This window comes from Microvirga sp. P4_A5, from assembly GCF_056402495.1.
In genome coordinates, this window is the sequence record NZ_JBFUHH010000040.1 from 14,028 (window position 1) to 36,083 (window position 22,056).

General features: G+C 62.6%; 13 protein-coding genes and 1 pseudogene. 9 read left to right on the forward strand and 5 right to left on the reverse strand.

The genetic code is table 11. The features are described from left to right. Positions 1-86 precede the first annotated feature (86 nt). The gene (locus tag AC1DVM_RS12445; RefSeq protein WP_477254750.1) at positions 87-455 is read left to right on the forward strand and encodes an SPW repeat protein; all 369 of its coding nucleotides are present in this window, start codon (positions 87-89) and stop codon (positions 453-455) included. Positions 456-627: 172 nt separating this feature from the next. Further along, on the forward strand, positions 628-1,152 hold the full coding sequence (locus AC1DVM_RS12450) for an Hsp20/alpha crystallin family protein (RefSeq protein ID WP_477254751.1): 525 nt from the start codon (positions 628-630) through the stop codon (positions 1,150-1,152). A 102-nt stretch (positions 1,153-1,254) separates the two neighbouring features. On the opposite strand, the pseudogene ppsA reads toward AC1DVM_RS12450, so the two are convergent. Beyond that, positions 1,255-3,677 (reverse strand): annotated as a pseudogene (ppsA, locus tag AC1DVM_RS12455) (phosphoenolpyruvate synthase). A 148-nt stretch (positions 3,678-3,825) separates the two neighbouring features. On the opposite strand from ppsA, the gene AC1DVM_RS12460 reads away from it, so the two are divergent. From AC1DVM_RS12460 to AC1DVM_RS12470, 3 genes are all read left to right on the forward strand, one after another. Further along, on the forward strand, positions 3,826-4,602 hold the full coding sequence (locus AC1DVM_RS12460) for a glucose 1-dehydrogenase (RefSeq protein WP_477254752.1): 777 nt from the start codon (positions 3,826-3,828) through the stop codon (positions 4,600-4,602). A gap of 122 nt (positions 4,603-4,724) precedes the next feature. Next, positions 4,725-5,441, forward strand: coding sequence for an extensin-like domain-containing protein (locus AC1DVM_RS12465; RefSeq protein WP_477254753.1), 717 nt, complete (start codon positions 4,725-4,727; stop codon positions 5,439-5,441). 60 nt (positions 5,442-5,501) lie between these two features. After that, the gene (locus AC1DVM_RS12470) at positions 5,502-6,494 is read left to right on the forward strand and encodes a L,D-transpeptidase family protein (RefSeq protein WP_477254754.1); all 993 of its coding nucleotides are present in this window, start codon (positions 5,502-5,504) and stop codon (positions 6,492-6,494) included. Between the two features lie 27 nt (positions 6,495-6,521). Here AC1DVM_RS12470 and AC1DVM_RS12475 read toward each other — a convergent pair whose 3' ends face one another. Then, positions 6,522-6,815, reverse strand: coding sequence for a hypothetical protein (locus tag AC1DVM_RS12475; protein ID WP_477254755.1), 294 nt, complete (start codon positions 6,813-6,815; stop codon positions 6,522-6,524). Between the two features lie 339 nt (positions 6,816-7,154). Between AC1DVM_RS12475 and AC1DVM_RS12480 the strand changes: the two genes are divergently transcribed. Next, positions 7,155-8,357, forward strand: coding sequence for a hypothetical protein (locus tag AC1DVM_RS12480; protein ID WP_477254756.1), 1,203 nt, complete (start codon positions 7,155-7,157; stop codon positions 8,355-8,357). A gap of 28 nt (positions 8,358-8,385) precedes the next feature. Here the strand turns inward: AC1DVM_RS12480 and AC1DVM_RS12485 are convergent, their stop codons facing one another. From AC1DVM_RS12485 to AC1DVM_RS12495, 3 genes are all read right to left on the reverse strand, one after another. Next, positions 8,386-9,069: a LuxR C-terminal-related transcriptional regulator gene (locus AC1DVM_RS12485; RefSeq protein WP_477254757.1), complete on the reverse strand. Its 684-nt coding sequence runs from the start codon at positions 9,067-9,069 to the stop codon at positions 8,386-8,388. 382 nt (positions 9,070-9,451) lie between these two features. Continuing rightward, a complete protein-coding gene (locus tag AC1DVM_RS12490) occupies positions 9,452-10,120 on the reverse strand; it encodes a response regulator transcription factor (RefSeq protein WP_477254758.1) in 669 nt (222 codons plus the stop codon). Next, on the reverse strand, positions 10,110-11,516 hold the full coding sequence (locus tag AC1DVM_RS12495) for a sensor histidine kinase (RefSeq protein WP_477254759.1): 1,407 nt from the start codon (positions 11,514-11,516) through the stop codon (positions 10,110-10,112). Before AC1DVM_RS12495 ends, AC1DVM_RS12490 begins: the two co-directional genes overlap by 11 nt. A gap of 430 nt (positions 11,517-11,946) precedes the next feature. Between AC1DVM_RS12495 and AC1DVM_RS12500 the strand changes: the two genes are divergently transcribed. The 3 genes from AC1DVM_RS12500 to AC1DVM_RS12510 all read left to right on the forward strand — a co-directional run bounded on the left by AC1DVM_RS12500 (position 11,947) and on the right by AC1DVM_RS12510 (position 21,754). Then, positions 11,947-18,594, forward strand: coding sequence for a peroxidase family protein (locus AC1DVM_RS12500; protein ID WP_477254760.1), 6,648 nt, complete (start codon positions 11,947-11,949; stop codon positions 18,592-18,594). A 95-nt stretch (positions 18,595-18,689) separates the two neighbouring features. Then, on the forward strand, positions 18,690-20,447 hold the full coding sequence (locus AC1DVM_RS12505; RefSeq protein ID WP_477254761.1) for a type I secretion system permease/ATPase: 1,758 nt from the start codon (positions 18,690-18,692) through the stop codon (positions 20,445-20,447). Between the two features lie 8 nt (positions 20,448-20,455). Further along, positions 20,456-21,754, forward strand: a complete 1,299-nt coding sequence (locus tag AC1DVM_RS12510) for an HlyD family type I secretion periplasmic adaptor subunit (RefSeq protein WP_477254762.1) — start codon at positions 20,456-20,458, stop codon at positions 21,752-21,754. Positions 21,755-22,056: the final 302 nt, after the last annotated feature.

A 22,056-nucleotide genomic window follows, 5' to 3' on the forward strand; every position in this document is an offset into this window, starting at 1 on the left:
AAACTGTCGCTGTTTCAACAGCTTAAAATTGTTTCCTGTCACGGCGTGGGCACTTCCTGCCCCGCCGTAGTAAGAGGGAGAGTCGGATGAGGACCATCACCAATCGGACGGAGGACGTCGCTCTGAACGTCGGCAACCTGATCCTCGGCGTGGCCCTTTTCGCCTCGCCCTGGTTCCTTGGCATGAGCACCGACACCTCCACTACCTGGAACACCTGGATTGCCGGTGGCGTGATCGCAGTCGTGGCCGTGATGGCGGCCGTGCAGACATATGATTGGGAAGAATGGGTCAACCTGTTCGCGGGCTTGTGGGCGGCCGCCTCGCCGTGGGCCTTCGGCTTCTCGGGAAATACGCCCGCCATGTGGACCCATGTGGCAATCGGTCTCGCGGTAGCGGTGCTCGCAGCAGGCGAGCTCTGGCGGCTTTTCGGCGCTTCGGGAACGCGGTCTGCCTGATCGCTCCATCGATCGTGGAAGGGGCGTCTCGTTCAGGCGAGGCGCCCATCTCCTGTCGATAACGCCGTAATTCAAATCTCGGCCAGTTCGCAGGCATTGAGCAAACGCAATTCCCAGAACCGGATTTTTTGGCAGGTTGTGCCGCGAGTTAACCAACATGAAGGAGGTCGTCATGGCTGAAATGCGAGGAATACCTGTGAAGCAGGAACCCGACGCTTCCCCTGAACCGCGTCGCGCCTGGGATTCGGTCGGACGCCTGCGTCGGGATATGGACCGCTTGTTCGATGAGTTCAGCGGCGGTCTCATGGCCTTTCCAACGCGTTTGGGACTTCCTGACGTCGAAACGTTCTGGCGCACCGCACGCAACCTCGAGCCGGCGATGGATTTCGTCGAAACGCCCGAGAATTATCGTCTGACCGCTGAATTGCCCGGCATGGACGAGACGAACATCGAGGTGAAAATCTCGCACAGAAATCTCATCATATCGGGCGAGAAGCGGGAGGAAAAAGAAGAGAAGAAACCAAACTTCTACCTTGCCGAACGCCGCTATGGATCGTTCCAGCGCTCCATCCCGCTCCCCGAGGGCACGCCGGCCGAGAAAATCGCCGCGACCTTCAAGAATGGGGTTTTGACGGTGACGCTGCCGAAATCCGAGGACGCCAAGAAGGAAAAGAAGATCGACATCAAGACAGCCTGAAAAGATCGGCCTGCAAGTCGGCGGGAAGGCTTAGCGAAGCCCTCCCGCCATGTTTTGAGCATTCGTCTCAGTGCGTTGAGGGTGCACGTTCTCTTGCGACTTTCAGGACGCGGGGCTACGACCCAGCTCCCGTTCCACTTGAAGCACATGCATTGTCGTCTTGAGGACGCTGTCGGGGTTCAGGCTGATCGAGTCGATACCGAGGCGCACCAGGAAGGCGGCCATTTCCGGGTAGTCGGAAGGTGCCTGCCCGCATATGCCCGAATGGCGGCCGTTTCGGCGCGCGCCCTCGACCGCAGGCTGAATCAGTTTCAGGACTCCCGGATCCCGCTCGTCGAAATCGAAAGCCACGATCTCCGAATCCGATCGACACCGAGCGCCAATTGCGTGAGATCGTTCGATCCGATCGAAAAGCCGTCGAAGCACTTCGCAAAATCATCGATCAGGATGACGTTGTTGGGGATCTCGCACATGACGTAGATCTCCAGTCCGTTTTCGCCCCGCGTCAAACCGAACTCGCTCATCTTGGCGATGACACGCTCTGCCTCCGCCACGCGGCGGCAGAAGGGGACCATCGGTCTGATATTCGTCAATCCGAGATGCTCGCGGGCCCGCTTCAGGGCTTGGCATTCGAGCGCGAAACCGGCTTCGTAGGCCGGGTGAGCGTAGCGTGACGCACCACGAAAACCCAGCATCGGGTTTGCTTCCCGGGCCTCGAAATCCTTCCCACCCAGCAGGCTTGCATATTCGTTGGTCTTGAAATCGGACAGCCGGACGATCACCGGCTTCGGATAGAACGCCGCCGCGATCGTGCCGATGCCTTCCGACAACCGTTCGACGAAGAAATCCGCAGGCTGGGGATACGCCTGCGTCAGCCGTTCGATCTCCGCGCGATCGGCCGGGTCGGAGACTCGTTCGGGGTGCACCAGCGCCATCGGGTGGACCCTGATATCGTCGGTGATGATAAATTCCATTCGCGCGAGGCCCACCCCGTCATTGGGCAGGAAGCTCAGCCCGAACGCAGTGTCGGGCTCGCCGACATTCATCATGATCTTCGTTGCCGGGCGGGCCATGGTCGACAGGTCGGTATGTTCCACGACGAAAGGTAATTCGCCTTCATAGACACGGCCGGTCGAGCCCTCGGCGCATGAGACCGTCATGAGGTCGCCCGTTTTGATTGCCCTTGTGGCGCTGTCGGTTCCGACGATAGCGGGAATTCCAAGCTCGCGCGCCACGATGGCGGCGTGGCACGTGCGTCCGCCGCGGTTCGTGACGATCGCCGCGGCGGTCTTCATCACGGTTCCCCAATCGGGCGAGGTGGAATCTGCAACGAGGATTTCGCCAGGCTGGAACTGGGACAACTCTGCCTGGTGCGCGATCAGCCGGGCCCGTCCGGTTGCAATCCGTGAGCCGACCGCCCGTCCCTCGACCCTGACCAGGCCGGTCCGTTCCAGGCGGTATTCCTCGAGGGTCATCCGCTTCTGTTGCGACACGACCGTCTCCGGCCGCGCCTGGACGATGTACAGCCTGCCGTCGAGTCCATCCTTCGCCCACTCGATATCCATGGGACGCGCCATGCCCGCCTTGGCGCTGTAATGCTCCTCGATCCGCATCGCCTGGTCGGCGAGGGTGAGAACGTCCTCGTCGCCGACGCAGTAGCGCTCGCGCTCCTTCTTGTCGGTCGGGACATTGCGCGTCTCCCGATGCGCGCCGCCGGCGGCGTAGACCATCTTGATCTTCTTGCTGCCGAGGGCGCGTCGCAGGATGGCCCGGTGACCGCGTTCGAAGGTCGGTTTGAAGACGTAGAATTCGTCGGGATCGACCGCTCCCTGCACCACGTTTTCACCAAGCCCGTAGGAGCCGGTGATGAACACGACGTCGCGAAAGCCGGTCTCGGTGCCGATGGTGAAAATCACGCCCGAGGACGCAAGATCGGCCCGGACCATCTTCATGATGCCGACCGAGTTGAAGACCTTGAAGTGGTCGAAACCCCGGTCGAGCCGGTAGCGGATGGCGCGATCGGTGAAGAGACTGGCGAAACAACGTCGGACATAGGCCAGAACCTGCGTCTCGCCCGATACATTGAGGTAGCTTTCGTGCTGACCTGCGAAACTCGCGGTTGGCAGGTCTTCGGCGGTGGCGGAGCTGCGGATGGCGACGGTCAATTGGGGACCGTATTCCTCGCGAAGCTCACGGTAGGCCGCGCGGATTTCGCCCTCGAGATCATCCGGCAACGCCGCGCTATACACGAGGTCACGGGCCTCGGCGGCGCGCGACGCGAGATCGGCCACGTCCCCGGGATCGGTCCCTCCCAGGATTTCGCGGAGCCGGGGCCACGCCTTTGCGTGATCGAGAACGTGGCGATAGGCTTCGGCCGTGACGGCAAATCCGTTCGGAACCAACACGCCACGGGGCATGAGTTCGCGATAGAGCTCACCCAACGAAGCATTCTTGCCGCCGACCAGCGCCACGTCCTCGAGCCCGATATCGCGAAAGAAGCGGACGAAACGATGGGAGTGATCCATGGCCCCACGCCTTCAGGCCCGCCAGCCGGGGCACGCACCGCCAGAGACTGATCGCCAAGGGTCTGGGAAGCGTTGATTTTTCGCAACGTCGGCTGCGGGTCACACCGCAATATGAGGGTCAAAATCCCGGCCGGACCGGAGACATCCCATGAACCGCGTGGAAGACAAGGTTGCGATCGTCACGGGGGCTGCCCTCGGGCTCGGCAAGGCATCGGCGCGGATGCTGGCGCGGGAGGGAGCGGCCGTCGTCGTCACCGACATCAAGGATGCGGAGGGTGACGCTCTCGCGAAGTCCATCGTCGAGGCCGGGGGCAGGGCGCTGTATCTTCATCATGACGTGTCGGACGAAAAGCAGTGGGAGCAGGTCATCGGCGCAGCTTGCGGAAAGTTCGGCCGTCTCGACGTGCTGGTGAACAACGCCGGTGTCGCGACGGGATCTCCGCCCGAGGAGGATACGCTGGAACATTGGCGCTGGCTGATGAGCATTAATCTCGACGGCGTTTTCCTGGGCACCAAACACGCGATCCGGGCCATGAAAAAGAACCAGCCGGCGCGGGGCTCCATCATCAACCTCTCGTCCATCGCAGGCATCGTCGGCGTGCCGGATCTCGGTGCCTATTGCGCTTCGAAAGGCGGCGTCCGGCTCTATACCAAATCGACCGCGCTCCACTGCGCCAAGGCCGGCTACAACATCCGCGTCAACTCGATCCACCCCGGTTATATCTGGACGCCCATGGTGGAAAACTATCTCGGCGAGCACGGCGACGTCGAGGAAGGACGTCGCGCCGCGGATGCCTTGCATCCCCTCGGTCATATCGGCGAGCCCGACGATATCGCCTATGCGGTGGTCTATCTCGCATCCGACGAGTCGAAATTCGTCACCGGCGCCGAACTCGTCATCGATGGCGGCTATATCGCCCAGTAAACCACCCCAAGGACCTTGGCGACCTCCTGAATCCCCATGACCAACGGTCGGCGCGGAACGCCTGCGATCATCCGGGCTTATGTCTGAGCAACGATTTTCGTGGTTTTCAGGATGGGGGCGTTATGCGGTGGCGTCGGCGACGAGGTGTGGCGGGATTCGGCGTCCTCGCGATCGTTCTCGTCAATATGTCGATGCTCACCGCCGCTGCCGAGGAGAGCGTCCCGCCCTTGCCGCCGCCGCGTCCTGACACGCCGGCTGTCCCGTCCGCACCGGCGGAGCCGCAGGCAACGAAAGTCGAGGCTCCAAAATCCGACGGTTGCGTCGAAAATCTCACCGCGATGGGCGTTCGCTTCGAGACCCGGCCAGCCATCCAGGAGAATTCGTGCACGGTCGAGAATCCCGTCATGGTGTCGTCGCTTCCGGGGGATGTCGCTCTCTCGCCATCGTCGCTCATGACCTGCGGAACCGCCGAGAGCCTCGTGCGGTGGATCAAGGAAATTGTGGTCCCCGAGGCGGATCGGCAGCTCAAGGCAAAGCCGACGAAACTCCTGATCGGAACGTCCTATCAATGTCGGAGCCAACGCTCCGGAGGGAAAATGAGCGAGCACGCCACGGGCCAGGCGCTCGACATCATGGGCCTGGAGTTTGGTACGCGCGCTCCTCTCGCCATCGCATTTCAGACCCAGGGTTCGACGGAGGAGGCGTTTCAATCGGCCATCCAGAAAGGCGCATGCCCGATCTTCACCACCGTGCTGGGGCCGGGCGCCGATGCCGACCACGCGGATCACCTCCACGTGGACATGCGCGTGCGCAAAGGAGATTTCCGCATCTGTCAATGATCTTGGGAACGCAGAAACCCGTGGCTACTTGTCTGTCGAAGAGGCGATCAGGAGATTGAAATGAGGTTGTGGGCGTTTGCTTTTCTCGGAATCGGAGTCCTGGTCCACCCAGCGCTCGCGGCCCCGGCATCGAAGACTCTCGATCTGGACAAGGTGAACAATGCGAACCGATCCACAAAAAGCCTGAAGGGCATCGACCCGGCTCTCATCAAGGCTCAGGTCCTGCTTGACCGCGCGCGTTTCTCGCCTGGCGTGATCGACGGGCGCAACGGCGACAATCTGCAGGACGCGGTGAAAGCCTTCGAGCGCGCGCGAGATCTGAAGGTCGACGGCGTCATCGACGACGAGGTATGGGCCAAATTGACCGAGAGCTCGTCCGATCCCGCTGTGATCGAATACAAGATCAGCGACGGCGACGTGAAGGGCCCTTTCGTCAAGGAGATCCCGGACAAGCTGGAGGATCAGGCGGACCTCGATCGGCTCGGCTATACCGGGCCGCTGGAACTGCTGGCTGAGAAGTTTCACATGGATTCGGATTTATTGAAGGCGTTGAACCCCGGCAAGAGTTTTGAGAAGGCGGGAACGTCGATTGTCGTGGCCAATGTCGGCTTGGATCCAAAGCCGGATAAGGCGACGCAGAAGGTCGCCAGGATCGAGGTGGTCAAGAGCCAGCATGTCCTGCGCGCCCTGTCAGAAGACGGCCAGTTGGTGGCGGTGTATCCCGCCTCGATCGGGAGCAAGGAGAAACCCGCTCCGGAGGGGACCTACACGGTTAGCGCCGTCGCCGAAAATCCTACCTATACCTACAACCCGGATTACGGTTTCAAAGGCGTCAAGGCCGAGAAGAAATTCGTCATCAAGCCTGGGCCCAACAACCCGGTCGGGAGCGTCTGGATCGACCTTTCCGTCGATTCATTCGGGATCCACGGCACACCGGAGCCCGACAAGGTGGGAAAGACCTATTCGCATGGCTGTGCCCGTTTGACGAATTGGGATGCCGAGGAACTCGCCCAGATGGTGCGGAAGGGAACGACCGTCACGTTCATCGACTAGCTCCGCGGACGGTGGATCCGCTTGGCCTTACCGAGGCTGGACCTTCGTGATCGTGACGCCGAGAACATCGGATTCGCCGACGTAGCAATCATGGTCTTCCGCGATTTCTTTCAGGAGGGACAACCCGGTATCGCCCTCGCCGAAAGCCATCGAGACCTCGATCAGCGACAATGCGAGGCTGTGTCCAGGCGTCAGGGCTACGACCTGGCCTACGATATCGGCGTTCCGTTTCTCCTGAATGCGTGACGCCCGAGTCGTCATGACGATGCCGCTGGTTTTCTTCTCCGATTTTACATCCGGATCCTTGCCAAACGCCTTCAAGCGAAGCTGGTTGCGGGGAATTTGGCCTGACCGTCGGGAAAATCGAGCGGCCCACTGGGTGTGCGACACGCGGCGGTGCCAATGTCCGCCCGTTTCCGGGCAACCCTAAATTCCAACTACCGGAAGTCTCCGATTGGCCGCATATTGCCTAGTCGTCGATGGTGCCCATCGCGACACGTCGTGCGTGTCAGTACCCGGTCGCGCGCTGCGCGATCGCCTCGGAGCGGGCAGGTCGCTTGGGCGATCCGTCGTTACCCTGTTCGCATGGTTGCGTCTTTTCGAGTCCCATTTTCGAGCATTGCTTCGGAATGACTCCGAGGGAGCGGGGAGGAGGACATCGTGTCGGTCATCGATCTCATGAAAGCGGGTCCGAAACACGGTCCCCGCGGTCCCGACGTCACCGCCAAGGAACTCCTGACCCAGTTCTGGCTGGACCTCTACGGCAAGGAGGTTCAGAGCGCCTCGACCTATTCGTATACGTGGATGGCCGATCAGATGGGGCACGTTTGCCTCGGCATCGTAATCCTGTTCGGTCTTGCCTTCTTCGCGAGCTACGGCCTCCCGTACATCGGGATCGACCCGTCGTGGTCGGCTGTCACAGGCTTTGTGCTCGGTGCTATGGCCGTCTCCTATTGGGAGTACCGCGCCTATCGCAGTTCGGAAGCCGGGGCGACGGGCTTGTTTCCCCTCGACCGCAAGCTCCTGCGGGACAATGCGATCATCGCCACGGCCTATATGGTGATGGGGCTCGGCATCGGCTTCGCGTTCCATCAGAGCGCCCCGTGGAGCGCGCTCGGCTTCATCGTGCTGGCGCTCCTCGCGATCGTGTGCGCGCCGCCCTGGCTGCGGCAGAAGATCATCTGGCAGAAGGCGGCGCTCCCTTATCTCTTCCGACTGGCCGACGCACAGCGGACCATTGGCGCGGATGCTGCAAAGCAGCTCCAGAATCTCATCGAGCAAGGCGCCCCGCCGGATGCCAGCCCCTATCAGGTCATCGTCGGAGGGCCGATCGGCTCAGGCCGGACCGCGATCGCCGCCGGCATCGGGACGGAATTCGCTTTCAGGAAGAGACGGGTGCGCTACTTGAGCATGGACCGGCTCCTCGAATGCGCCGCCCGTCCTCCCAATCCGCATTTCGCGGACGATCCCGGCCCGCCGAACATCAATTTCTGGCGCTGGAGCGAGGCCCAGGTGCTCATCATCGACGATATCGGTCCGCTGATTGCCGCGCATGAGCAGGACAACAGAGCCAATCGGGAGAAATTCAGGCAGCTTCTGGAGGGAGGGCTCCGCGCGATCGCTCCGGTGCTTGCCAAGTGCCACACCGTCTGGGTGATCGGCGACCTGCGCCCCGACGGACAGACCGCGATGGCAGGGGAAGCACTCAACGGATTCGCGAAAGTCGTCGCCGAATTCTGCGACGCGAAGCAGGATGTTCTCGTCGTCGAGCTTTCGGCGCGCGAGCCCATTCAAGCGCAGGGAGGCAGGGCTGCTCCTCAGGAACCGGCCCGTCCGGCACAATTGCGAAAGGTCGCGCGGTGAGTTTGACCGGCCGCCGACCCGGATGGGACTAAACCAATCGGACCTGCCCGCGGCCGTCCGGGCGCATTCGGCTCGCGCTGCGTTCGGACGCAAGGATCGCAGCTTCCACGCGATTGCGGACTTTGAGCTTCTGCAGGATGCTCGTCACATAATGCTTGATGGTCTTCTCGCTCAGGATAAGCCGGTTGGCGATTTCCTTGTTGCTCAACCCCTCGACGAGACGCGACAGGATCTGCTCTTCCCGCGATGACAATTCGGAAAAGCCGCCCTCCGCATGGGCCGGAGAGGTGGCGGGCACGCTCAGACGCGTGAGCATTCGCGCGGCGAGCTCTGGCGAGACATAACATTCGCCTTCGCTGAGCTGCCTCACGGCCTTCACGAGCTCGGTCCCGCCCGACCCTTTGAGGAGATATCCCCGCGCCCCAATCCTCAAGGCGGCCAGCACCTGCTCCTCGTGGGCATCGACCGTCAGGACCAGGACCGCCACGTCAGGATTTTCCCGCGCGATGATCTCGAGGGCAGTCATCCCGCCGCCGGGCATGGTCATGTCGAGAATGATCACGTCCGGCGCCAGTTCGCCGGCGATCCGGATCGCATCGCTCGCGCAGGAGCCTTCGCCGACAACGAGCATGTCGCACTCGCGTCCCAGCGCGAAGAGAATGCCGCCCCGGTAAAGCGGATGATCGTCGACGGCTGCGACTCGGATGCTCATGAGGCCCGCCTCCGAACGCCGTTCCGGTTCGGAGCCTGCGGAGCGAAGATGCGCGCCGGCTTTCGATGACTCGGAGCCAATGCGGAAATCGGAGCGGGGAGGTGGATAGGGGAGGGGTGCGGGATTGATGCAAAGAGCTGCGAGAGGAACTTTCTGGCGAAGTCTCCCACCCGGAAACTTCCCCTGCGCTGCCCCGTCAGTTTTTTCAAAAACATACGCACGATGGACGCCTACTCATACTCTACCGGTCAAAAGTTAGGCTAAACATATCGTTAACGAAACGACGATCTCGTCGCTTTCTGGCCGCTGAAGGGTTACCTCCAAAGCATGAGTATCGGCGGGAAGCCTGTGCTTTCTCGCCGAAGCCGGTGCTGATTTCCTGCTAGGGCAAGTCCTGTCTCATCAGGGTGATCCTTGCTGAGGCGAGCGAGCCAGCCTCTTCCCGCGTCCGGACATTGAGCTTCTGGAAGATGCTCGTCACATAATGCTTGACCGTCTTTTCGCTGATGCCGAGATCATCTCCGATCGTCTTGTTGCTCATCTGCCTGACGATCATCGCTAGGATCTGCTCCTCTCGGGACGAGAAGTCCGGCCATGGCCGTGACGGCATCTGCGCGCTCGCGGTCGTGCGCGCGAAGTTCATGAGAATGCGGGCAGCGAAATTCGGCGGAACGTATCGTTCGCCGCGGTGCATCATGCGAATGGTCTCGGCGAGCTCGGTGCTGCTTGCGCCTTTCAACAGGTACCCCTGCGCACCCCCGCTCAGCGCCCGGCAGACCTGGTCCTCGGTGTCCTCGATCGTCAAGACGAGGATGTGGATTGAAGGGAATTCTACGCAAATTCTCTCGATGGCCGTCTGCCCCCCTCCAGGGATCCCCAGATCGAGGAGCAACACGTCGGGAGCGGCATCGCGCGCAACCCTGACGGCGTCATCTGCCGAGCTTCCCTGCGCGACGACCTCGATATCCGGCTCGCTCCCGAGCGCGAACATGATTCCGTCGAGATAGAGCGGGTGGTCGTCGACAATGCCAACCCTGATCCTACCGTCCATCGGTTTCTCCCACCGCGACGGGCAGCACCACCCGGAGCTGCGTTCCCTCGCCGGAACCCGTGTGGATGGACATCACCCCGCCGATGCTTTCCATGCGATCCATCAATCCCATCAGTCCCAATCCGCCCTCTTTGCCGGGATGATGCAAGGGATTGAGGCCGGGACCCGAATCCCTGACCTCCACTGTGATCGCCTTGCCGTCCCAGGATGCAATCAGTTCCTGACCTTTGGCTTCCGCATGGCGGAAGGCGTTGGTCAAGCCCTCCTGCACGAAACGACAGAGCGACGTCGTGACGGCCTGCGGGGTTTTGTCAGGCAGTTCGGCGATCCTGCATTCGACGATCGTCCCGGTCCGCTTCTCGTGACTGCTGCACATGAACAGCAACGCCTCGCGCAGGTTCATGCCCTGGATCTCCGGGAGAAGGAAACCCTTGCAGAGATGGCGGACGTCCTCGAGGGCGTCCGACAGGGCGTTCTGAATTTTTGCGACGTTGTCTTCGTCTCTCTCGGCCGGCGTCAGGGAGCCAAGCCGCAGGAGGGCGAGGCCGATGAGCTGGGCGATCCCGTCATGCAGATCGTAGCCGAGACGCCGCATCATCCGCTCGTTTTCTTCCGTGGTCTTTCGCGCGGCGCGCTGGATCCTTGCGCGCAGGCCTTCGTTTTGGCGGAGCAGTTCGGAGAGTTCCGTGACCCGCTCTGTCAGTGCCGAGCGCTGTTCGTCGATGGTCTTGCTGCCCTCCGAGACGATCGAGAACAAGGCGGCCAACATCGAGACCGTGACGAGGCCCGTCGCCAGCCAGCTGTTCCATTCGGCGTCCTTGAGATGGGCCGTCAAGGCCTCGGCGCGCTCGTGGAATTCCAGCACCGCGATCACATCGCCGCTGTCGGTGTCCGTGATGGGGGCATAGACCTCGAGGAACGGGTCGCCGGATGTCTCGGCGGCGTCCTCCTCATGATGGAGAGGGCCGTATTCGGCGGTGAGAACGCCGGTCATCGCGCGACGCGGGTACGGATTGGCAGGGAAATGTCGCCCCATCAGGTCGGGATTGGAACTGTAGACGATCAATCCCCCCGGCTTCCAGATTCTGATCGACGTGACATGGCTTCGCAAAGCGGGCCTTGCCATCGCTTGGTTGAGCGCCGTGACGCTCGCGGGCGACAACACGTTCTGGTGCTTGAGCTCCTGCAAATGGGGGGCGATGAAGTTGTTGATGTAGAGGGCCGCGGACGCCGCCGAGGTCTGGACGACGCCGTCTTCGATGCGACGTGTAACCCAGGTCCCCAACGCCAACATGCCCAGCGAGAGGACGAGGCAGGCAACGATGAGAAACTGTCGCGACAGGCTTTCGCTCAGCCAGGACAAACGCTTCGCCGGACCGGTCGAGCCGGTCTTCAAGGAGGCATGCAATTCTGGAGTACCTCAGCCGCGATCAGACCCGGCTTTGAAAGCGTAGGTTCGCCATAACATGCGGTAAACCTATCCAAAGGGGTTAGGTCTCGCGAAGGGCATCGAGCGGCCGCAATTTGGACAAGAGATCAAGCGGTTCCGTTGCAACGGCGGTCCATTACAGGGAAACAGGGCAGCGTACAGCCCGATGAGCTGGATCGGCTGGTGCTTCACGAGGGGGTCCGCGTCCCCCTCTGCCCCGCGGATTCATGCCCGGTCGGCAACTCCGTCACAAAAGGTCTAGGACCATCCCCGGCCTGGTCTTAAGACCTCCATCGGACTTCAGTCCGTATGGCAAACCACTCCTTAACGCGCGCACCATTCAGAACGACCGGTCCCAATGGCGGGTGGTCATAGTTCAGTTGAGTGGAGCAGCGTCATGGTCAGTCTCGTCAAACACGATCTCGAATTCATCCTGAAGCAGATCAAGATCGCCGAGGCACACGCCGCCGGCGGAGATCTGGCCACGCTTGTCGCACAAGCGGGCGGTTTCGACGTGACAGCCGACGGCGTTCCGACGCAGGCGCATCTTCTCCCCTACGGTCTGCGGACCGTCGACGGCAGCTACAACAATCTCGTGCCGGGTCGCGAAATGTGGGGAGCCGCCGATCAGCCGTTTCCCGGCCTGTTCGATCCCACCTACATCAACGAGAACGATGGCGACAGCATGGATTTCGGTCCAGGCGGCGTTTACACGAACAACGATTACGGCAATGCCGGCCCCCTTCCGGGGAACGTTCCGGGCGCCGGCAGCGGCACCGTGATCGACGCGGACCCGCGCATCATCTCGAACCTCATCGTGGACCAGTCGCTCGCCAATCCGGCGGCGATCATGACGGCTCTGCAGCATGCCGGCATCCCGAGCGCGCAGCTTGCTCCTGCGCTGACCGCCATCTCCAATGCCTGGTCGACCTACAGTGCATCGCCGAAGGCCGAAGCCAATCTCACAGCCTTGCACCAAGCGGTCGCGGTGTACGGCATCGAAATGGACGGCGTCAGCGTCGTGCTTCCGAACGTGGCGCCCGACGAGGGTCTCTCCTCACCGTTCAACGGCTGGATGACGATCTTCGGCCAGTTCTTCGATCACGGCCTCGATCTTGTCGCCAAAGGCGGCAACGGCACCGTCTATGTACCTCTTCAGCCTGACGATCCGCTGTATGTCGAAGGCAGCCGCACCAATTTCATGGCGCTCACCCGCGTCACGGTAAACCCCGGCCTGGACGGACGTCTCGGCACCGCCGACGACGTCGCCGCGCCGACGAACCTGACGACCCCATGGGTCGACCAGAACCAGACCTATGGGTCGACCGCGTCGAAGCAGATCTTCATGCGGGAATACACGACCGGCCCCGAGGGAACGCCCATCGCCACGGGACTTCTGCTGGAGGGAAGCAAAGGCGGTCTTGCGACCTGGCTCGACATCAAGACGCAAGCCCGGAACATGCTCGGTATCGAACTGACCGACGCCGACGTGGGCAAAATCCCGCTGCTTGTCTCGGACGAGTACGGCAATTTCATCCCCGGAGCGAACGGCTACCCGCAGCTCGTGGTCGGCCTCGGGCCGGACGGGAAGCTCGGGACGGCCGACGATCTTCTCCGCGAAGGTGGCCCGGCAGCGCCGGTCAGCACCGCCGGCGCAATTCTGACCGGTCACGCGTTCCTGGACGATATCGCGCATACGGCCGTGCCCGTATTCGGCGCCGGCGGCGTGCTCGTTGCCGACGCCGATGATATCGCGGGCAATGCGGTTCCGACCGACGTGCGGGGCAACAACACCCAATACGACAACGAGATGCTGGACGCCCACTACATCGCGGGCGACGGCCGGGCCAACGAGAACATCGCCCTCACGGCGGTCCACCACGTCTTCCATTCGGAGCACAACCGCCTCGTCGAGCACACCAAGGATGTGGTGCTTGCCTCCGGCGATCTTGCGTTCCTCAACGAGTGGCTGCTGGTGGACGTGGGCTCGGTTCCCACGGATCAGGCCGCGATCGATGCCCTCGTGTGGGACGGCGAGCGTCTCTTCCAGGCCGGCCGGTTCACCACCGAGATGGAGTACCAGCACCTCGTCTTCGAAGAATTCGGCCGCATGATGCAGCCCGATATCGACGCCTTCGTGTTCGAACCGTCGGTGGACATCAACCCGAACATCGCGGCCGAATTTGCGCATGTGGTTTATCGCTTCGGCCATTCCATGCTGCGAGAGGACATCGCGCGCATCAGCATCGACGAAAACGGCAACCCCGTGCAGGACGATATCGGCCTCATTCAGGGCTTCCTGAACCCGCTCGAATTCGCCAATGCGGAAGATGCGGACGCCGCTGCCGGTGCGATCATCCGCGGAATGAGCCGCCAGGTCGGCAATGAAATCGACGAGTTCGTGACCGGCGCCTTGCGCAACAACCTGCTCGGCCTGCCGCTCGATCTTGCCACCATCAACCTCGCCCGCGGCCGTGATGTCGGCACGCCTTCGCTGAATGCGGCACGCGAGAAGTTCTTTAATGCGACGCAGGATACCCAGCTCAAGCCCTATGAGAGCTGGACGGACTACGCGCTCAACCTGAAGAACCCCGCATCCATCGTCAACTTCATCGCCGCCTATGGAACCCATCCGCTCGTCGCGGCGGAGACGACCCTGGAAGGGAAGCGCGCAGCCGCCGTTGCGATCGTGTTCGGGACACCGCAAATCGTCTATGGCGATCCGGCCATCCCGACGGATGACCGCTTGATCCAGAGCCCGTTGGATCGTCTGGACTTCCTCAACAGCACCGGAACCTGGGCGAGCGCCGAGAGCGGTCTGAATACCGTCGATTTCTGGATCGGCGGACTTGCCGAGAAGAAAATGGCGTTCGGCGGCATGCTCGGGTCGAGCTTCAGCTTCGTCTTCGAAATGACCATGGAAAATCTCCAGGACGCGGATCGGTTCTACTACCTGTCGCGGACCCAAGGTCTCAACCTCCTCAACCAGCTCGAGAACAATACCTTCGCCGAACTGGCCATGCGCAATACCGACCTCGGCGATCCGGATTCCACGGTCGTTCCCGGCAATCTCTTCTCGGCCTTCGAGATGCCGATCCTCGAGATGGATCCGACCAAGCAGCTGGGCGCCGACCCGACGCAGGACGATCCGACCCTGCAGGTCATCACGCAGCTTGTCGAGCGTCGCGATGCCAGCGGCGTTCTCATCGGGCCGAACGACACCACGACCGTCGCGGGCTACATCCGGGTGAACAGCAACGAGCATTTTGTCATCGGAGGCACCGAGAACAACGACACCATCGTCTCCGGTGGCGGCGACGATGCCATCTGGGGCAAGGGCGGCGATGACAACATCGAGGCCGGCTACGGCGTCGACAAGGTTTTCGGAGGTGAGGGCGACGACATCATCACCAATGCCGGCACCGACATCGGCGAGGCCGATTTCCTCCACGGCAACGAAGGCAACGACGTCATCCATGCTGGCAACGGCCTGGCGCTCATCTTCGGTAACGAGGGGCAGGACTTCATCGTCACGGGTCCGGACGGCAAGGAAGCCTTCGGCGGGACCGGCAACGACTTCATCCTCGGCGGCAGCGGTGGCGACTTCCTCCTCGGTAACGAGGGCGACGACTGGCTGGAGGGCGGAGATCGCTTCGACACGCTGGCGGGCGAGAACTCCGAGCTGATGTTCAATTCCACCATCATCGGCCACGACGTGCTGAACGGAGGAACCGGCGACACCGACTATGACGGCGAATCCGGCGACGACATCATGTTCCAGAACCTGGGCATCCAGCGCAGCAACGGCATGGCGGGGTTCGACTGGGCCATTCACAAAGGCGACAGCGTCGCGGCCAACTCCGATCTCGGCATCCCGCTCTTCGCCAACCAGGAGGCCTTCATCCTGCGCGACCGGTTCGATCTCGTCGAAGGTCTCTCGGGCTGGAAGCACGATGACGTTCTGACGGGCCGCGTCGCAGCGGTCAACACGAGAGCCGAGGTAACGGGAACCGCCGCCATCCCGGGTGCGGACGCGCCGCTCGACTCCTATTCGAACGCGCTTCTCGACAAGAACGTCCAACTGATCGCGGGTCTCGATCAATTGGTGGCTCATCTCGCCCGCACGTCGATCACGGTCGCGGGTAAAACCGAACTGATCGTCATGGATACGGCGGATGCCTCCGACATCCTCCTCGGCGGCGGCGGCGACGACGTCATCAAGGGGCTGGCGGGCAACGACATCATCGATGGCGACCGATGGCTCAACGTCCGGATCGCGATCCACCAGAACCGTGATGGGACCGGCCCTGTCATCGCAAGTGCCGACGGCATGACCGCCAAGATCTATCAGGTCGTCAACGGGGTCGCGACCGAGAACCTCTACAATCCCGCGGGTGTCCAGAACTTCCAGGGCATGACGCTGCAGCAATCCATGTTCGACCGGACGCTGAATCCCGGCCAGCTGAAGATCGTCCGTGAGATTGTCGACGGCAACGAGGCCGGGGATATCGACACGGCCGTCTATACGGACGTGGTCACCAACTACACCTTCACGCGCAATGCCGATGGCAGCGTTACCGTCAACCACAGCGGCTTCGTCGACGGTGCCGTCGGAAACGTCGAAGGGGCGGGCGAGAAGCCGGTGTCGGACGGCATCGACCGTCTCTTCAACATCGAGCGGCTTCGCTTCTCGAACGGGGCAGGCGGGACGGTCGAGTTCGACATCGATCAATTGATCAACGAACCGGCCACCGGCCTGCCTGTCATCTCCGACCTCACCCCCACGGAGGGCCAGGCGCTGACGGTCGACACCAGCAGCATCGCCGACGTGAATGGCGTTGGCAGCTTTGCCTATCAGTGGCAGCAATCGCTCGACGGCGTGGTCTGGACGAACATCGCGGGAGCGACCGGCGCGACGTTCACGCCCGTCAACCTCCCCGGTGATCAATTCGGACCTCAGGCCGGCCAGAGACTCCAGGTCATCGTGAGTTTCACCGACGGCGCGGGCAACGCCGAGACCGTGACCTCCGCGGCAACCGGCGTGGTAGGCGTCGACTGGGACGGTCAGACCGGCTTCCTGCAAGGCGACACGTTCAACGGTACCGCCGGTGACGACATCGCGGATGGAACGATCTTCGGCGACACCCTCAACGGCAATGGCGGGAACGATGTCCTTCGCGGAAGCGGCGCCAACGACGTCATCACAGGCGGCGAAGGCAACGACACCATCGAGGGCGGAGGCAACTCCATCCTGGGTGGGGGCGACACCGCCAGCTTCACCGGCGCAGCGTTCAACTACAATTTCGCGCTGAACGGCGGGAACCTGGTCGTTACCGACAATGTCGGAACCGATGGCAGCGACACTATGAACGGAGTCGAGTTCCTCCGGTTCGCCGGCAGCAACTACACGCTCGTCAACGGTTCGGACGCCGCCCAGACGGTCAGCGGAGCGAACAATCGGGCCGACGTCGTCCTCGGACATGGCGGAAACGATACGCTGAATGGCAACAGCGGAAACGACGTGCTGGTCGGCGGTGCCGGAAACGACACGGTCAACGGCGGCGACGGGAACGATACGATCATCCAGACCGGCGGCACCGATGGACGCGACCTCGTCAATGGCGGCGTCGGAGTGGACACCTATCAGATCAACGGATCGGCAGGGGCTGAGACCTTCACGATCTACAGCCGCGCGGCCGCCATCGCGGCGATCACTGGGCTGACGCTGAACGTCAACACGGAGATCGTCGTTGCGCGCAACGGGGCGGTGGTCGCCGAACTCGACAATATCGAGGAGATCCGTGTCAACACCCTTCAGGTGACCGCTCCCGGCGGGTCGGCCGGCGGCGTGGATGCGGGCGACACCATCGAGGTGGTGGGGAATTTCCTCGGCACCAGTCTGAACTTCAGCACCATCACCATCGATGGAACGGCTTCCGACGATACGGTCAACATCTCGGCTCTCGCATCCGCGCACCGGATCGTTTTCCGGTCGAACGGCGGAAATGACACGATCATCGGGACGCTTCGCGCCAACGATGTCATCGAACTGCCACCAGGCAAGACTCTGGCCGGCTATACCCTGTCGGATAACGACGATGGCACGACCACGATTGAATGCGACGAGCACAAGATCACCTATCTGGGCTCGGGCACTCCCACGATCCGCGAAGCGACGATCACCGCCGTCCCCGCGGAGGAAACCGCACAGATCGAACCGGATACGACACCGCCCGTTCGAACTGACGTCATTCCGGCTCCAGTGGTCCCGCCCGTCGCCGACCTGAATGTGTGGGGAGGTCGCGCCCATGACCGCCTCAACGGTGACCTCGGCCATGATCGTCTCCATGGCGGGGCCGGCAACGACCGGCTCCACGGCGGCGGCGGTGATGACAGGCTCAACGGAGGGTCGGGCAACGACCGCCTCTCCGGCGGCACCGGCATCGACAAGATGTGGGGTGGGAAGGGGAACGACGTTTATGAGGTCGATCACGCGAAAGACCGCGTGTTCGAATTTGCCCGCCAGGGATCCGACACCGTCAGCTCCTCGGTCTCCTACAAGCTCGGCGCGCATGTGGAGAAGCTGGTTCTCACCGGGCAGGCGAACCTCAGCGGCACAGGCAACGGCCTCGACAACGTCTTGACCGGCAATGCGGGTGACAACGCGCTCAAGGGAGGTTCCGGTCACGACGTGCTCAAGGGCCAGGGCGGCGACGACAGGCTCTATGGGGGAGCGGGCGACGACAGGCTCTCCGGTGGTTCCGGTCAAGACATTCTCAATGGCGGGAGTGGCAACGACCGGCTTGCCGGCGGCGGCGGAGCAGACGTGTTCGTGTTCCACAAGAACGGCGGACGCGACACCGTCACCGATTTCCGGGACGGCGAAGACAGGATCGACGTGCGCGGCCTTGCCGGCGTGGAAAACCTGTCGGACCTGCACCGGGTGCAGATCGGCGCCGACACGGCGATCACCCACGGCGACGACATCCTCGTCCTCAAGGGCGTGACCGCGTCAGACCTCGATCAGTCCGACTTCATCTTCTGAGGTCCGCCTGAACGGTCGCCCTCCGGGATCACTCTGATCAGGAGGGCGACCGACACGCGTTCGGCATCACCGCTCCCTTTCTCGAGGCTCTCTCCATGACCCACTCTCCCCAAAAAAAGCGACTGAGCATCGTGGCCTCCTGCCGGGGGGCCTTCCTGAGCGTGGCTCTGCTGAGCGGCCTGATCAACGTGCTCTATCTCTCCGGCTCAATCTTCATGATGGAGGTCTATGACCGCGTGTTGCCGAGCCGGAGCATTCCAACTCTCGTCGGTCTCTCCGTGATCATCGTCGTCCTGTACCTGTTCCAGGGCCTGTTCGACATGATCCGCGGCCGCATCCTCGCCCGCATCGGCGCGGCCTTCGACCAGGATCTCAGCCAGCCGGTCTTCCAGGCTCAATTGATCGCGCCCCTGCGCTCCGGAGCCGAAGGCGACGGCCAGCAGCCCCTGCGCGACCTCGACCAGATTCGGGCCTTCCTGTCGGGAGGCGGGCCTTCCGCGTTGTTCGACCTGCCGTGGATGCCGCTCTATCTCTTCGTCTGCTTCGCGTTTCATCCCTGGATTGGCATGACGGCCCTTTGCGGTGCGCTGGTTCTGGTGACCATGACGCTGCTCACCGAGGTGATGACCCGCGACGCCTCGAAGTCTGCGGTCAGCGCAGCTTTGCGCCGGAACGGCATTTCGGAAAGTGCGCGCCGCAACGCCGAGGTCGTTCACGCCATGGGCATGGCACAACGCATCGGCGCGCGCTGGGGAGACGCCAACGCTGAATATCTCTCTCATCAGCAGCGGGCCTCCGACGTCTCCGGCGGCTTTGGCGCGATCTCCAAGGTCTTGCGCATGCTCCTGCAATCGGCGGTGCTCGCAGTCGGTGCGTATCTGGTGGTGGACGGTCAGGCGACGGGCGGCATCATGATCGCCTCCTCCATCCTGACGTCGAGAGCGCTCGCGCCGGTCGAACTGGCGATCGCCAACTGGAAGGGTTTCGTCAGTGCGCGGCAAGGCTGGGGCCGCCTCAAGGCGCAATTGACAACCGACGCCGTGTCCAGCGAGCCGCTCAAGCTGCCGGCGCCGCGTTCAAGCCTGTCGCTGACGAATGTCGGTTCGGGTGCGCCCGGCGGCAAGCGTTTCGCCATCCAGGACGTCTCGTTCGAGCTCAGTGCGGGGAGCGGCCTTGGCATCATCGGACCGAGCGCTTCCGGCAAGTCGTCGCTTGCACGCTCGATCGTCGGCGTGTGGCCGACATGGCGCGGCGCAGTGCGCCTCGACAACGCTGCCCTCGATCAGTGGCTTCCGGAAGACCTCGGTCGGCATGTGGGCTATCTGCCCCAGGACGTCGAACTCTTTGCCGGAAGCGTCACGCAGAACATCGCCCGGTTCGATCCAAGCCCGGACCCACAGGCCATCATCGCGGCGGCGAGAGCCGCCAACGTACACGATATGATCCTGCATCTGCCGGAAGGCTATGACACCCAGGTCGGCGAAGTCGGAGCCTCGCTGTCCGGCGGCCAGCGCCAACGCATCGCACTGGCGCGTGCGCTCTATGGCAACCCGTTCCTCGTGGTGCTCGACGAACCGAATTCCAACCTCGACAACGCGGGTGAGCAGGCCCTGGGCGCGGCGATCACAGGCGTGCGGGCGCGCGGCGGCATCGTCATTGTCATCGCCCACCGCCCGAGCGCTCTCGCCTCCCTCGATCAGGTGCTCGTCATGGCCGATGGCCGTGTCCAGGGCTTCGGTCCCAAGGAGGAGGTCCTGAGCAAGGCGCTGAGACCGGTCCCGGCATCCCCCGATCCGCGTACGCCGACCACCGCACCGTTGAAGATCGTCGAGAACAGAGGCGCAGCATCATGAAAAACGCCGTGAAAAAAGATGCCCGCTCGTCGATCCGCCGGCACACGCGCATCGGATTGATCGCCAGTTTCTGTCTCGTCGGCGGCCTTGGCGGCTGGTCGGCGATGACGGAATTGTCCGGCGCGGTCCTGGCGCCAGGCGCAATCGTGGTCGATAGCCACGTCAAGAAGGTGCAGCATCCGACAGGCGGTGTCGTCGGCGAGATCCACGCCCGCGACGGCGACCGTGTTCGCGCCGGYGACGTCGTCATTCGCCTCGACGAGACGGTGGCGAGGGCCAACCTCGCGATGGTGACGAAAAGCCTGGACGAGTTGGCCGCGCGCCACACGCGCCTCGAAGCGGAGCGAGACGGCCTCAAGAATTTCGTGTTCCCCACGGCTCTCACGCAGCGCTCGACGGAACCCGAGCTGGCGAATCTTCTGCAAAGCGAGCGACGGCTGTTCCAGAGCCGCCGCGACTCGCGGGCAGGCCAGAAGGCGCAGCTCGAGGAGCGCGTCTCGCAGTTGCAGGAGCAGATCGCCGGCACGCACCTCCAGGCCGAGGCGAAGGCCGACGAGATCAAGCTGATCCAGGACGAACTGGTCGGCGTGCAGGAACTGTGGCGCAAGAACCTCGTCCCCATCACGCGAGTGACCTCCCTCAAGCGCGAGGAAACGCGCCTTCGCGGAGAGCGCGGGCAGCTCATCTCGACCGTCGCCCAAGCCAAAGGACGCATCAGCGAGACGACGCTGCAGATCCTTCAAATCGATCAGGATCTCAAGAGCGAAGTCTCCAAGGAGCTCAGCGAGGTTCAGGCAAGAACGGCAGAGCTGGTCGAACGCAAGGTCGGCGCGCAGGACCAGCTCAAGCGGATCGATATCCGTGCACCCCAGGATGGAATCGTCCATCAATCCGTCGTGCATACGGTCGGCGGCGTCATCAATGCGAGCGATGCGTTGATGCTGATCATGCCGGAGGGCGACGACCTGTCCATTGAGGTGAAGGTTGCGCCGCAGGATATCGACCAGCTCGAACCGGGTCTGGATACGGTCTTGCGGCTCTCGGCCTTCAATCAGCGAACTACGCCGGAATTGAAAGGAAAGGTCAGTCTCATCGCCGCCAATCTTGTGACTGATGAGCGGACAGGGGCGGCGCATTATCCCGTGCGGATCACCCTCCCGGAGGAAGAACGCCTGCGGCTGGGAACGCTGAAACTCATGCCCGGCATGCCGGTGGAGAGCTTCATCCAAACCGGCTACCGCACGGTGTTCTCCTACCTGACGAAGCCGCTCTCGGACAACATCACGCGGGCGTTCCGCGAGGAGTGATCGTTGGGGAACCGTTACCTCTCGAGGAGCCCGGCCACGGCACGGCCTTCTGCGTGAATCGTGCTATGATGCCACGAGTTCCTCTTCATGAGAGGGGGTCGCCATGGGTGGGCCTATCCAGAGGCTGTGGCGCCACATCTGCGATTTGCCGTTCTCAAGCGTCCTCCGTGGCCACGAAACTTCTCCGCCACGCGCTCCGGACAAGGATGCGTTGGACGATGTGGCGGTCATGTTCAAGGAATGCGGGGACGATTGCGAGCCCACAGCCGAACAGATCGAAGCGAAAGAACGCGAGCGTGCGG

Bases quoted from the DNA above. Each gene is read 5' to 3' on its own strand.
- AC1DVM_RS12450 (WP_477254751.1), top strand. From the start codon at position 628: ATGGCTGAAATGCGAGGAATACCTGTGAAGCAGGAACCCGACGCTTCC.
- AC1DVM_RS12460 (WP_477254752.1), top strand. From the start codon at position 3,826: ATGAACCGCGTGGAAGACAAGGTTGCGATCGTCACGGGGGCTGCCCTC.
- AC1DVM_RS12445 (WP_477254750.1), top strand. From the start codon at position 87: ATGAGGACCATCACCAATCGGACGGAGGACGTCGCTCTGAACGTCGGC.
- AC1DVM_RS12500 (WP_477254760.1), top strand. From the start codon at position 11,947: ATGGTCAGTCTCGTCAAACACGATCTCGAATTCATCCTGAAGCAGATC.
- AC1DVM_RS12485 (WP_477254757.1), bottom strand. From the start codon at position 9,069: ATGAGCATCCGAGTCGCAGCCGTCGACGATCATCCGCTTTACCGGGGC.
- AC1DVM_RS12465 (WP_477254753.1), top strand. From the start codon at position 4,725: ATGCGGTGGCGTCGGCGACGAGGTGTGGCGGGATTCGGCGTCCTCGCG.
- AC1DVM_RS12490 (WP_477254758.1), bottom strand. From the start codon at position 10,120: ATGGACGGTAGGATCAGGGTTGGCATTGTCGACGACCACCCGCTCTAT.
- AC1DVM_RS12505 (WP_477254761.1), top strand. From the start codon at position 18,690: ATGACCCACTCTCCCCAAAAAAAGCGACTGAGCATCGTGGCCTCCTGC.
- AC1DVM_RS12470 (WP_477254754.1), top strand. From the start codon at position 5,502: ATGAGGTTGTGGGCGTTTGCTTTTCTCGGAATCGGAGTCCTGGTCCAC.